This is a genomic window from Algoriphagus sp. UBA3586, from assembly GCF_002376385.1.
In the GTDB taxonomy this organism is placed as follows: domain Bacteria; phylum Bacteroidota; class Bacteroidia; order Cytophagales; family Cyclobacteriaceae; genus Algoriphagus; species Algoriphagus ornithinivorans.
The window spans coordinates 72174-86304 of sequence record NZ_DFMT01000033.1 but is presented as its reverse complement, the minus strand read 5'-3'; the positions used below and the strand labels follow the sequence as shown (position 1 = coordinate 86304).

The window sequence follows — 14131 nt, the reverse complement described above, 5'->3', positions numbered from 1 at the left end:
TAATCGAGTAATTGATGATCAGTTAATTGTTATTGGTTATTAGTTATTAGATACTTTGCTATTCGACGTTCATCATTCGATGTTCGATATTTTTTGGAAGTGTAATTGTGTAATTGTTTAATCGAGTGTCGCCGCCATTTTAATTCTCGTCTCTCGCTTCTCGTCTCTCGCCTCTCATCGCCTTTAATCGTACCTCGTCCCTCGTAATTCCCATCTCCCTTTCCTACCTTTGCAATTGATTTAAGGATAAATACCTTACCATGAAGAAGAATTTCACCTTGCAACTGAGCCCGGAAGAGGCTTATGACCCCGAACTTTTTAAAAAAGTTCTACTAAATAAAGCTGGACTTTCAACCGAAACAGCAGAGGCCTTTGCCCGGCAAACCCGAAGATCCATAGACGCCCGAGGAAGAAGAGTGCGGGTTAATGTGGAGGCAGAACTTTTTATAAAAGAATCTCCTAAGCCGTTACTGGATGCTATCCCTGAATATCCCAATGTCAAAAATGCTGAAGCCATTATCATTGTAGGAGCAGGACCTGCAGGTTTATTTGCTGCATTGAGAGCGATTGAACTGGGAGTTAAGCCTATCCTAATAGAAAGAGGAAAGGATGTTAGGGCTAGAAGAAGAGACCTTGCCGCTATCAATAAGCATCATGTGGTAAACCCTGACTCCAATTATTGTTTTGGAGAAGGTGGTGCAGGTACATACTCTGATGGGAAACTGTACACCCGATCCAAAAAAAGAGGAGATATTCGGAGAATCATGGAGATTTTGGTGGCACATGGTGCTACGGAAGAAATCCTAGTCGATGCTCATCCTCATATTGGAACAAACAAGCTCCCGGTTTTAGTAGCCGAACTCAGACAAAGTATTCTCAACGCAGGTGGAGAAATTGCTTTTGAAACCAGAGTTGAGGATTTGATTTTAAATGATGGAGAGATCAAAGGGGTAGTGACCCAAAACGGGGAGAAAATTACCGGTAAGGGTGTCATTTTGGCAACAGGTCATTCTGCCAGAGATATTTTTGAATTACTACATAAGAGAGAGGTTTTGATTGAAGCAAAACCTTTTGCCTTAGGAGTCAGAATAGAGCACAGCCAAAATCTGATCGATAAAATCCAATACCATTGTGAAGTTGACCGCGGACCTTATCTTCCCGCTTCTTCCTATTCTTTGGTTCAGCAAACCCAATTTAAAGGAAAACAAAGAGGAGTTTTTAGCTTTTGTATGTGCCCTGGAGGCTTTATTGTTCCTGCTGCCACTTCTCCTGGAGAATTGGTGGTTAATGGCATGAGTCCAAGCCGAAGAGATAGCCGCTTTGCCAATTCTGGAATGGTGGCCTCGGTGGAACTGGAAGATTTAGGAGCCTATCATCAATATGGTCCTCTAGCTGCCATGCACTTTCAGGCAGATATTGAAAAAAGGGCATGGGAGGCCGGAGGAGAAACCCAGGTGGCACCAGCTCAAAGAATGGTTGACTTTGTTCAAAAAAGGGTTAGTTCCAGCCTTTTGGACACTTCCTACCAGCCCGGACTCAATTCGGTAGATATGCATGCTGTGCTTCCGGACTTTATCTCTGAGAGACTGGCTATGGCCTTTAAGGCTTTTGGTCAAAAGATGAGAGGATACTTGACTAATGAGGCACAGTTAATAGGGGTGGAGAGCCGAACTTCCTCGCCTGTTAGAATTCCAAGAGATAGGGAGAGCTTTGAACACCCTCAGATCAAGCGATTGTATCCATGTGGGGAAGGAGCTGGCTATGCAGGTGGGATTGTATCGGCTGCTATGGATGGTGAACGCTGTGCTGAGCATCTGATTGGAACCTACGTGAAGCGCTAAGCTTTCTGACTCTTATCGTCAGAAATACTATTCCTTCAAAATCATTCCCTAAATTCGATCATGGAATTTGCCATTGTGGATATTGAGACAACAGGAGGAAACTTCAGAAATGGAGGGATCACTGAAGTTGCTATTGTCATCCATGATGGACAACAAATCGTGCATGAATACCAAAGCCTGATCAATCCTCAGCAAAATATTCCAGCTTACATCACCGGTCTTACAGGGATAGATGATGCCATGGTGAGAGAATCACCTACTTTTGATGAAATCGCTGAGGAGATTTATGAATTATTGGAAGGAAAGGTTTTCGTCGCCCACCAAGTCAATTTTGATTTCGGTTTTATCCGTGAGTTTTTAGGTAGGTCAGGCTATGAATTGAAGAATCCGAAACTCTGCACAGTCAGGTTAAGCAGGAAGATTTTTCCGGGGATGCGTTCCTACAGTTTGGGAAGAATTTGTGAACAAAGAAATATTCCCATCCTTGCTAGGCATAGAGCGATGGGTGATGCTAAGGCAACTGCCATATTGTTTGGTCAGATGCTGGAAGAAAATCCGGAGGTTATCTATTCTGGTTTAAAGAAGAATTCTGGTGAGAGTTTTTTGCCTCCAAATTTTTCATCTCAGAGGTTTCGTGAAATACCGGAAAAATGCGGAGTCTACTACATGCTGGATCAAAAGGGAAAGGTCATCTATGTAGGCAAAGCGAATAATATTAGAGATCGTTTCCGAGGTCATTTTACCGGTCAGAGCCATCCAAGCATCAAGCAGGAGTTGAAAGCTGAAGTTGTAGATTTAAAATGGAAATTGACAGGTTCGGAGTTTATGGCATTGCTTCTGGAAACTTTGGAAATCAAACGAATTTGGCCGAAGTACAATGCGGCGCTGAAAAGTCCTAGGAATATTTGGGGTCTATTTTCCTATCAGGATGGGAGAGGGTTCATTAGATTTCAGATCGCAAAAGTGAATAAATCCCTACAGCCATTAGAAACTTTTTTCTCTTCCGAGGAAGCGAAGGCCTTTTTAACAGATGCGATTCAGACCTATGAACTTTGTTCCAAATTGTGCGGTATTCGAAAGGTGAACTGTGAGGTGGTGAATGATACAATTTGCCAAGGTGCATGTGCAGAAAAGGAAGATACTCTCATATACAACCAAAGAGCTCAGGTATTTATACAAAAGGTGAAAGACAGCAAAGGCGCAATTCGACTAGAGTTAGAGGGTAGAACGGAAGATGAAAGAGCTGTCTGTGTTTTTGAGGGAGGAATGCTTCGGGAATATGGATTTATCAAAGATGAATCAGAAAAGTTGGAAGCGGTTAAGCCATATCCCGAAACGTCCTACGTGCTGAGGCAATTTTTACATCAGTTTTCAGCCCAGCAGATTCAAGTCATAGGTTCAAGAAGAAACAACCAAGAAGTACTGAGCTTTGAGTTTTAAAGACGCAAATGGACTCGCTCAGTAACTTATCTAAGCTATTTAGGGTTGGGATAACATTGAACTCTTGAACAAAAGATGAGAAGCGAGAGACGGGATGCAAGATGCAAGAATTTGAAGAGCGAGGACACCCAATTAATCAATTACCCTTTACTCAGCAATCGAACATCGAATGATGAACGTCGAATAGCGAAGTGCTTATTAACTAATAACTTATAACAAATTACTGCTCCTCCTCAGCTACTTAATTACTCACAAATATCGAACATCGAATGATGAACTTTGAATAGCGAAGTATCTAATAACCAATAACTAATAACAATTAATCAATTACCCTGTTACTCAATTACTCTCCAAAGATTAATCCCCATAAGTCACTCTATAAATACATCCCGCCATATCATCTGAAATGAGCAAGCTTCCATCTGGTAATTCCTGAACATCCACTGGTCTTCCCCATACTTCCTGAGTTGCATCATCTAACCATCCGCTTGCAAAGACTTTTTGACCGGTTACATTTCCAGATCCATCAATTTCAGCCAGAACTACTTCATAACCTGATTTTTTGCTTCTATTCCAAGATCCATGTTTTGCGATGATCGCATTGTTTTTAAAGTTGCCCGGGAACATTCCCCCCTCATAAAAACGGATTCCCAAAGGAGCAACGTGAGCTCCCATTTTTGCTGCAGGTTGCACATATTCATTGGCTGCCTTTCCACTATCTCCAAACTCAGGATCTTTGACAGTTCCGGCATGCCAGTAAGGATATCCAAAATGTTGGCCTTTTTCTGTTGCTCTATTCAACTCGCAATCAGGGATATCATCTCCCATCATATCTCTTCCATTATCGGTAAACCATAGATTACCAGTCTGAGGATGCCAGTCAAATCCAACTGTATTTCTCACTCCATGAGCATAGACTTCAGGGGTAGGGTTAGGTTTGCTCACATCTAATCTGGTGATGGATGCATAAATCTCATCTTCTGGATCGCAGATATTGCAAGGAGCACCCACTGGCACATACAACATCCCGTCTGGACCGAAGGCTATGAATTTCCAGCCATGATGTCCTTCCGTTGGATAAGCATCATAAACCACTTCATAGCTAGGATTGCTCAAGGTATTTTTGATATCCTTAAACCTTAAGATTCTACTTACTTCTGCTACGTATAAATCACCGTCTTTGTAGGCAACCCCGTTGGGCATTCGAAGACCCTCAGCCAAAATGAATTTAAAATCAGCTTTTCCATCCGCATTTTCATCCACCAAGGCATATACATTATTTTCTTGGCGGTTTCCAACGAAGATGATTCCATTATCTGAAATCGCCATAGATCGGGCATTAGGTACATCTGCTGCCCAAACATCAATTTTAAATCCTTCTGGTAGCTTGATTTTATCGAGCTGAACTTCCGCACTGGCAGTTCTAATATCTACTTTATTACTGGAGTCAGGTGTTTTGATTTCACTAAGCTTCCCCTTTTGCTGACAGCTTGCCCCCAAACTTCCTATAGTAAGGGCTGCTAAAAGACATATTTTATTGATTGAGTTCATAGTATCATTATTTACTTACAATTTAATTCTTTTGAGATACTTTCTATAGTCTTCCTCAATAAACGGTTGAATCCTTATTTTTGCGCCATGCTTTCAATTTCAAACCTTTCCTATTTCATCGGCGGACGTGCCTTGTATGAAAATGCCAACTTACACATCAAGCCAAAAGATAAAATCGGCTTGGTGGGTCAAAACGGTACAGGGAAATCAACTTTATTAAAAATTATCAGCGGAGACTACCAGCCTAGCAGCGGGGAAGTTCAAAAAGCCAAAGATTGTACTATTGGTTTTTTGAATCAGGATTTGCTTTCCTATCAATCTGACGAAAGTATCTTGAATGTTGCTCTGGCTGCATTCAAGGAAACATTGGCTCTCCAGGATGAAATTGATGAAGTGTTGAAAAAAATGGAAACTGACCATTCTGAAGAGATTATCAATAGATTGGCTTTTTTACAGGATAGATTTGAGGCAAATGAAGGATATACCATCAAAGCCAAAGCAGAGGAGGTCCTAGAAGGAATTGGTTTCAAGACCGAAGATTTGGAAAAACCTTTACGAACTTTCTCCGGAGGATGGAGAATGCGAGTGATGCTGGCCAAATTACTTTTGGAAAAGCCTTCGCTTTTGATGTTGGATGAACCGACCAACCACTTGGATCTTCCATCCATTCAGTGGGTTGAAAATTATCTTAAAACCTATGAAGGTGCGGTGATTGTGGTTTCTCACGATCAAACCTTCCTAGATAATTGCATTTCAACAACAGTTGAGGTAGCCAATCAGACTTTGACGACTTATGCAGGGAATTACTCTTTCTACAAGGAAGAAAAGAAAGAAAGAATGGAGATTCAGCAGAATGCTTATGAAAATCAGCAACAGATGATTAAGCAAACTGAGCGATTTATTGAGCGTTTCCGTGCGAAAGCTTCCAAGTCCAATCAGGTTCAATCAAGAGTAAAGGCATTGGATAGAATGGAACGGGTGCATGAGGTGGTGGATGATGAGGCATTTGTCAATTTCAAGTTCAAATTTTCTCAAAAATCGGGTCGGGACGTGGTCGTATTGGATCATGTGAGCAAAAGTTATGGCGATTTGACCATTTTGAAGAATACTTCTGCCAGAATAGAACGAGGAGATAAAATTGCTTTAATCGGTGCTAATGGAAAAGGGAAGTCTACTTTGCTGAGGATCATTGATGGTACTGAAAAAATCCAGGGTGAGAGAACCGAAGGCTATAATGTTATCAAGTCCTTTTTTGCTCAGCATCAGTTGGAAGCTTTGACTTTGGATAATGAAATTATCCAAGAGATGTCACAGGCAGGAAGTGCCAAAACCGAGACTGAATTAAGGAATGTTTTGGGTTGCTTTCTGTTTACAAATGAGGAAGTTTTTAAAAAAATCAAGGTTCTTTCGGGAGGTGAAAAATCCAGAGTTGCTTTGGCTAAAACACTGATTTCGGAAGCGAATTTCCTATTGCTGGATGAGCCGACCAACCACCTGGATTTCCAGTCTGTTAATATTTTGATCCAAGCTTTGCAGCAATATGAAGGCACATTTATTACAGTTTCTCACGATAGGCATTTCATCAAAGGGGTAGCAAACAAAATCTGGTACATAGAGGATAATCAGATAAAAGAATACCCTGGAACATACGAAGAGTATGAATTTTGGAAAAGCCAGCAGGTAAAAGAGGAGGGAACGAATCAGGCCCAGGAAAAGGCAGTAAAGAAAGAACAGAAAAAAACTGTCAATCCTCAGGATCCTGAAGTTCAGCAGGCTAAAAAGAACCTAAAGAAATTAGAAAACCAGTTGGAGTCGGTTGAGAAAGAAGTGGAGAAGTTAGAAGGAAATCTGGCTACAGTAGAAAAAGAGTTGGCTGACCCCGAGCTATACAATGATGATGAGAAGGCTGCAAAAGTACAGGATAAATACCAGTCGGTTAAGGGTCAATTGGACCAGAAAAATGCGGAATGGGAAGAGCTGGTGGATGAGATTTCAAAATTGCAGGAAACTCTCAGCTGAGCTTTTCGTTTTGGATGCTAAAATCTCTATTTTGAAAGATGCTTAATTTCTTTAAATATACGCTTTTACTTTTTTGCTTCATATCCATTCATGCCTTTGGACAGGTAGAGGACAAAGTTTACAAAGATCATATTCAGTCAGTAAGGATATTTCCTGTTGGTGCTGCCTTTGACAGTCAGTTGGATGCGTCGGTAATATCCATGTCGGATTCTCGGCCTTTGATGTTGTTCTTTGATGATTTGGCCTATGATCCGGAATTGTATGCTGCTAAACTGATTCACTGTGATGCGGATTGGCAGCCAAGTCAACTGAAAGACAATGATTTTTTACCCACTTTCAATGAATTCAATATCCAGGATTTTGATTATTCCAATAATACCCGAGTACCTTTTATCCATTATTATTTTCAAATTCCAAGAGTTACCAAGTCAGGGAATTATGTAGTCAAAGTTTATGCAAATCGTGATGAAAACAATGTAGTTCTCACCAAGCGATTCATGGTTTATGAGGAATTATTTGCGGTAGGAGCTTCTATTGTACCGCCATCCCAAACTTCTCAAAGAAGAAATTCACAGCAGATAAACCTAGCAGTCAATTACTCAAAAGGGGAGGTGATGGATCCTAACTCTCAGGTTAAAGTGGTCATCAGACAAAATCAGCGTTGGGATAATGCCCGATTTTTAAGTAGGCCAACATTTCTTAATGAGAGCTCAAAAACGATGCGATTCGAGAGTTTTGATGGAGAAAATGCTTTTAGTGCCGGGAATGAATTCAGGTTTGTGGATTTGAGATTTATTCGGGCAACAGGGGTGAATGTGGCTTCTGTGGAGGTGCTGGACGATATTATTTATGCAGAAGCACAAGTGGATAGACCTAGACCTGCTGAGATTTACTCTCAATACCTAGATCTCAATGGGCAATACTTGGTAAATACCAATGATAGACCAGGTGGTAATCCCGAGATAGAAAGTGAGTATATGCTGACCACTTTTCGATTGTATCATCCTCAAAGCTCCAATCCTGTTTATTTGTTGGGAGCCCTAACCAATTGGGGAAAAAATCCGGAAGCTAAAATGCAGTGGAATGCCGAAATGAGAGTTTATGAAACTACGTTGTTATTGAAGCAAGGATGGTATGATTACCAATATGGTTACAAAGATGGAAACCAGTTCTCAACCGAGGCATTTGAAGGAGCCCATTTTGAAACAGAAAATGAATACGAAGTATTGATTTACTTCAGAAATCTGGGTTCTAGATATGATCAATTGGTAGGCTATGTGTATTTACATCCCAATAGAAGAAGATTGTAATTGGGATTGAAAACCGATAGTCCATGTTAGTTCCTCATATCATACCATTGATTGATTATATCTTTCGTCCCTATGGGACCTCTATGATTAAAAGGTAGATCGCTAAAATATCCAGAGATTAAAATCTCTGCCCGTCCGCCGGGGTGGGGCTAGGATATCTATCGTCGCTACGCGACTAATCGCTTTTTCAAATATTTTGGTGCGGCCAGAATGCCGTAGGCATGAAGTATATCCTAGCCCTGTCTTCGACAGGCAGGCAGCCATTTTAATGGCTGGAAATTAGAAATATCGAAAGGGTTTTGAATGCCGTAGGCATGACCAATTTTGATATGGACTTCTTTTTGAATTTAGGACTTCAGTTCATTCGATTTTTATTCTCATATATCAAAATCTCTGCCCGTCCGCCGGGGTGGGGCTAGGATATCTATCGTTGCTACGCGACCGATGGCTTATTCGAATATTTTAGGTTCGGCCAAAATGCCGTAGGCATGAAGTATATCCTAGCCCTGTCTTCGACAGACAGGCAGCCATTTTAATGGCTGGGATGCCGAATAGCTAATTAGGTTAAAAATGCCGTAGGCATGGCCGATACTAATGAAACCAAAAACATAAATAATCGTTAGTTTGATTTGAATTTTAAATTTTTAATCTAAATTTTTATGCCAAACACATATTCTTCTCTTTATTGCCACACCATTTTCGCGGTTAAGTTTAGACATGCTGCCATCCAAAACTCTTTTAAAAAAGAGTTATTTGGTGTATTAGGAAACCTTATAAATGAATCGGGATGTAGTACCGTAATTGTAAATGGGGTTTCAGATCACGTTCATGCCTTATTTAAGTTTTATCCGAAGAACTCTATTTCAGAAGTAATGAAAGGCGTGAAGGCTAAATCCTCTAAATGGATAAATGAGAATGGTTTTTTGAATTATAGATTTGAGTGGCAAACAGGATTTGGTTCTTTCACCAATAGCCAGAATCAGATTGGGAAACTATTTGATTATATAAAAAATCAAGATGAACATCATGAAAAAATAACCTTCAGGGAGGAATATTTGAATTTGTTAAAAGCTCATCAAATTGAATTTTTGCCTGAATATTTATTTAAGGAGTTGGAATGATTGAATAAATCGGTCGTCCCTATGGGACTTCTATGATTAAAAGGTAAATAACTAAAATATCCAGAGATTAAAATCTCTGGCTAGGACATCTATCGTCGCTACGCGACTATTTCCCTAATAAAGATGGTTCCACTAAAACGCCGTTTGATTAAGGCTTGTAACAAAAAGCTCAATTTCAAAAGATGAATATTATGTTTATGGCGTGGGTCAGAATTCTGTCGAAATGACGGATTTCAAATGGATCGTCCCTATGGGACTTCTATGATTTAAAAGTAGATCGCTAAAATATCCAGAGATTAAAATCTTTGCCCGCCCACCGCGGTGGAGCTAGGATATCTATCATCGCTACGCGACTAATTGCTAATTCAAATATTTTAGGTGCGGTCAAAATGCCCAAAGTGTGAGGCATTTTACAAAAAACTCAATTTCAAAAAATAAATATGAAGTTTATGGTATGGCTCAGAATGCCGTAGGCATGAATGATTTCCTAGCCAGCCATTTTAATGGCTGGGATGCCGAATAGCTAATTAGGTTAAAAATGCCATAGGCATGGACGATTTTACCAACAGAATTATCAGAGATGAAAATTCTTGTTAATTTTTTTTATAAAAAGTAGGAATAAAAACAAAGGTCAAAAAAAATCCCCACTAGCTAGCGGGGATTTTATGTTTTAATCTTCTGTGCTCTCGTCTGAGGAACCTTCTGTTTCCTCTGGAGCTACATTTTGACGAACTCTTTCAGTAGGTCTGTAAGGCACAAAGCCTTCTCTCTTGAATTTGTAAGTAGTTGTTCTGTTACCGGCAGGGTGATTTGCCAAGTCCAACATACCAAAACCTTTGTGTGTAAAGGCACCCAACCCGCATTTAAATACGAAGTCTTGAACTTCCGGAGCGGCATACAAAGTGAAAGGAAGGGTGTAACCTCTTACTTCATATTTCACATCCATGTCATAGACGGCATAGATTCTTGCGAATTTTTTCTGTTGTTCTTTGAGTTTATTGACATAGACCATGTCTGGAACTACCTGAAACTTGTAGAAACTTTCCATTTGCTCTGGTGTATACCAGCCGGATCGCTCCATTCTAGTTAGGGTAGACTCATACAATAAGTCTGAAAATTCATCGCTATCTGGGCTGATGAATCTTTTGCCAATCTCCTCGTTGAATGCAGGGGTGATTAAAACCAACGGGGAAATACAAACAAATTTGTTTGAAGTTTCCAACTCAGGCTCTACTTCCAATTCAGTGTACTCTGGAGAGAGAATCAAATTTCCCAACTCAATTTTGGGAGTTGCAAATACCTGCTCCAACAAGTAATCCATGAAATCTTCACTTTGGGAAGATAACACAAGAGTTACTAAGCTAGAGTAGTAGTGCAAACCGCTTCTACTTACTTTCGTCTGACCTTTAAGACCAGAAAAATTAAAGAAGTTGTAGTTGAAGAACTCTTCTCTTCCACCTTTGACAATTAAACCTTTAAGGAATTGTGCAAGGATGTACTGATGATGGAAAGGTAAATAAGAACCTTTGTTTTTTAATGAAAATATTAGTCTAACTCTCACGATAAATTAAAAATAAATGAGACAATAAATTATTGAAAACAGATAACGTTTTTGGGTGGATAAGCGAGGTAAAATTACATTAAATTTTGATAATATCTTAAACATTGAATCTAAAATGCATGATATCTCCATCTTTTACGATATATTCTTTCCCTTCTATCGCTATTTTTCCATTTTCTCGACATGCAGCTTCTGTTTTGAATTGCTGATAGTCCGCAAGCTTGATTACTTCTGCTTTAATAAATCCACGTTCAAAATCAGTGTGGATTACCCCGGCAGCCTGAGGTGCCTTCCAACCTTTTTTAATGGTCCAAGCTCTTACCTCCTGCGGTCCCGCTGTAAAATAGGTGATTAAATCCAGCAAGGAATAGGCGGCAGAAATCAGTTTATTAAGACCACTTTCTTCTAAACCGTACTCACTCAAAAATAATTCCTTTTCTTCAGGGTCCTCAAATTCAGCAATTTGAGATTCTAATGCTGCGCATAAAACAATGACCTCAGCATTTTCTTCCTGAACTTTATTTCTAAGCTCTTCTACGTACTTGTTGCCAGTTTGAATGCTTCCTTCATCCACGTTGGCTACATATAGCACGGGCTTGATGGTTAAAAGTTGTAAGTCACGGATAATTTCTAGATCCTCCTTCTCGATTTCGATCGCTCTGGCATTCAAACCGGATTTCAATCCATCTCTGAATCTAACCAAAACTTCAAGCTCCTTTTTGGCTTTGGCATCCCCTGATTTGGCTACCTTTTCTATTCTAAGGATTTTTTTCTCTACTGATTCTAGGTCCTTCAATTGGAGCTCAGTATCGATTACTTCTTTATCGAAAATGGGGTCAACGCTTCCTGCGACATGGACGATATTATCATCCTCAAAGCATCTGATTACATGGATGATTGCATCGACTTCACGGATATTTGCCAGAAACTTATTTCCCAAACCTTCTCCTTTAGAAGCTCCTTTTACCAATCCGGCGATATCAACAAACTCGATGACTGTTGGTAAAACCCGCTGAGGATTTACAAGTTGCTCCAAAGCTTTGAGTCTTTTATCCGGAACAGTCACCACACCCACATTGGGTTCAATCGTACAAAAAGGGAAATTTGCCGCCTCAGCTTTCGCGCTGGAAAGGGAATTGAACAAAGTGGACTTTCCTACATTAGGGAGTCCAACTATGCCACATTGTAAAGCCATTAATTAGATGTTTTTATTTTAAATATTCTATAGGATTTATACCCCTTATAAAATTCCATTACAGAAACTCTAAAAATGGTATAAACCGGTATCGCAAAAATCATCCCCAGTACTCCGGCGATTTTTGCCCCGGCAAAGATAACAACAAAAATTTCAAGGGGATGCGCTTTTACTGATTTCGAAAAAATCATTGGCTGTAAAAGGATATTATCTATGATCTGAACAATGGAAAAAACCGAAAGAATTTTGATTAATAAATAGGTGAGTTCTGAATCCTGAGAGTAACTGCCCGTAGAAATTCCGACAATAATTCCAAACATAGCACCCAATATAGGTCCTGCATAAGGAATCAAATTGGCAATTGCTGCAAATAGCGCAATGGTGAGTGCGTATTCTATTCTCATTAGAGACAGCCCTAAACTTGCAATTGTGAAGATGGCCAAAATCTGTAATAAAAGCCCTGATAGGTAGTTGGATAATAGCTTTTCTACCTTGGTGAAAGTTGCCACAGATAGCTCAAAATAGGGATTGGGAATCAAGTTGAGTAAATTCCTTCTTAATAAACCATTTTCCAGAAGCAGGAAAAAGGTGATGAATGCTACGGCAATCAATCCTATAAATAAGGAGCTGGCGGTACTGAATACCTGACTGATAAAGGAACCAAAATCAAAACCGGTAATGGCCCTCACGATAAATGACTTAAATTCTTCAAATAGGTAACCAGGTTGTGACTCGATTAACTGATATTTCAGCAGAAAATTTTCAATCCGAGCTATTGGAATTTGAATTTGTTGGTAAATACCTTCTAAGTCTAAGTTGCTCAGAATGATCAGTTGATTATTGATCAAAGGGAAAAAGAGCAAGCCTAAAAGAATCAGAAGTATAACAATCGCAGAATATGAAATAAGAATTGCTGTCCAACGTGGCACATGTTGTCCGCCAATGTGGAAATCATTCAATCGATTGGTTAAAGGGCGCAACAATGCAGCTAGAATTAAGGATAAAATTAGGTAAGCAGTAATATTTGAAAAGTACCAACCAAATAGTAGGAAGGCGCCAATGAATAAGAATAAATAAATAAAAAACCTCTGCATAGCGGATAAAGTAAAAGGAGGCTAAATGGCCTCCTCTAATATACTATTTACTCAACGTGATTTGAATTTTCGGAAATTTTCTATTCCCATTTTAATTCATCCCGATATTCGTTTTCTGAATCCTCATTTTCAAACTGAGTAAAATCCACTTCCGGCATTAATTCAGTTTTGACATGCTCGACAGATTCATTCAATGCTTCCACAAATTTGTGAAAATCTTCCTTATAAAGGAAAATTTTGTGCTTCTCGTAAGTAAATGAATCTCCATTTACTTTTCTTTTGCTCTCAGTGATGGTCAAATAATAATCATTTGCCCTGGTAGATTTGATGTCGAAAAAATAGGTGCGTTTACCTGCTTTCACTTTTTTAGAGAAAATTTCATCTCTGTCGTATCCTCTTCGATCTTCCACAATGCTTTAGTTTTAGTTGCTGGGGTATTTTATTTGAAAACTAAGATAGCATAAATCATTTTTAGATTTCAAGCTGAAAAAGGAATATTTTCAAGAAAAAGTTAAATTATGAGGATAAGTGGTTAAAAATCAGTTATGAAAAAAGACATTGGATGATAAAAGAGGGCTTGATTTGAAGTTTATTAATCACTTTGAAAGGTATTTTTTTAAAGAAATAAAAATTGAAATAAATAGAAATATGCCTGCGGCGAAATGGATAAAGAAATACAGTAGAAATAGATAGAAATACGCCTTCGGCGAAATATTTAAAAAGATACTTTTCAAGATATGATTAAGATACGCCTTCGGCGAGATATTTATCTAAAGAAAAACAGTAGAAATAGATAGAAATACGCCTTCGGCGAAATACTACAGAACTCTCGATATTTTGAAAGAATATTCCTTAAGATATTACCAAGAAAAGCATTTGGTAAGATAGACCTCAAGTCAAACTAATAGCAAAAGCTCCAAAGGAGCGACAATATTTTAGCCCCGAGTGCAACTCGGGGTAAAGATATGAGCAACAAATTCCCCAGCGCTGGCCCGAGAT

General features: G+C 39.2%; 10 protein-coding genes. 5 read left to right on the top strand and 5 right to left on the bottom strand.

Annotation, left to right across the window (positions count from 1 at the left end):
• Nucleotides 1–260: 260 nt before the first annotated feature.
• The gene (locus tag B2906_RS12650) at nt 261–1841 is read left to right on the top strand and encodes an NAD(P)/FAD-dependent oxidoreductase (protein WP_144603005.1); all 1581 of its coding nucleotides are present in this window, start codon (nt 261–263) and stop codon (nt 1839–1841) included.
• A 60-nt stretch (nt 1842–1901) separates the two neighbouring features.
• Nucleotides 1902–3281, top strand: coding sequence for an exonuclease domain-containing protein (locus tag B2906_RS12645; RefSeq protein WP_286939939.1), 1380 nt, complete (start codon nt 1902–1904; stop codon nt 3279–3281).
• A gap of 357 nt (nt 3282–3638) precedes the next feature.
• Here B2906_RS12645 and B2906_RS12640 read toward each other — a convergent pair whose 3' ends face one another.
• Nucleotides 3639–4832 (bottom strand): PQQ-dependent sugar dehydrogenase, encoded by a 1194-nt coding sequence (locus tag B2906_RS12640; RefSeq protein ID WP_286939938.1) that lies wholly within the window; start codon nt 4830–4832, stop codon nt 3639–3641.
• Nucleotides 4833–4919: 87 nt separating this feature from the next.
• Between B2906_RS12640 and B2906_RS12635 the strand changes: the two genes are divergently transcribed.
• The 3 genes from B2906_RS12635 (at nt 4920) to tnpA (ending at nt 9282) form a co-directional block, all read left to right on the top strand.
• Complete coding sequence (locus B2906_RS12635; RefSeq protein ID WP_286939937.1) at nt 4920–6851, top strand: ABC-F family ATP-binding cassette domain-containing protein; 1932 nt, start codon at nt 4920–4922, stop codon at nt 6849–6851.
• 38 nt (nt 6852–6889) lie between these two features.
• Entirely contained in the window at nt 6890–8161 is a 1272-nt protein-coding gene (locus tag B2906_RS12630; protein ID WP_286939936.1) for a DUF5103 domain-containing protein, read from the top strand.
• A 659-nt stretch (nt 8162–8820) separates the two neighbouring features.
• Nucleotides 8821–9282, top strand: a complete 462-nt coding sequence (tnpA, locus tag B2906_RS12625) for an IS200/IS605 family transposase (RefSeq protein ID WP_144603020.1) — start codon at nt 8821–8823, stop codon at nt 9280–9282.
• A gap of 670 nt (nt 9283–9952) precedes the next feature.
• Here tnpA and cas6 read toward each other — a convergent pair.
• The 4 genes from cas6 to B2906_RS12605 all read right to left on the bottom strand — a co-directional run bounded on the left by cas6 (nt 9953) and on the right by B2906_RS12605 (nt 13542).
• Nucleotides 9953–10843, bottom strand: coding sequence for a CRISPR-associated endoribonuclease Cas6 (cas6, locus tag B2906_RS12620; RefSeq protein WP_286939934.1), 891 nt, complete (start codon nt 10841–10843; stop codon nt 9953–9955).
• A 97-nt stretch (nt 10844–10940) separates the two neighbouring features.
• Complete coding sequence (gene ychF, locus B2906_RS12615) at nt 10941–12038, bottom strand: redox-regulated ATPase YchF (protein WP_286939933.1); 1098 nt, start codon at nt 12036–12038, stop codon at nt 10941–10943.
• Nucleotides 12038–13132 carry an AI-2E family transporter gene (locus B2906_RS12610; RefSeq protein ID WP_286939931.1) on the bottom strand — a complete coding sequence of 365 codons (1095 nt, stop codon included), beginning with the start codon at nt 13130–13132 and terminating at the stop codon, nt 12038–12040. The genes ychF and B2906_RS12610 overlap by 1 nt, the downstream gene beginning before the upstream one ends.
• 80 nt (nt 13133–13212) lie before the next feature.
• The gene (locus B2906_RS12605; protein ID WP_286939929.1) at nt 13213–13542 is read right to left on the bottom strand and encodes a DUF3276 family protein; all 330 of its coding nucleotides are present in this window, start codon (nt 13540–13542) and stop codon (nt 13213–13215) included.
• Nucleotides 13543–14131: the final 589 nt, after the last annotated feature.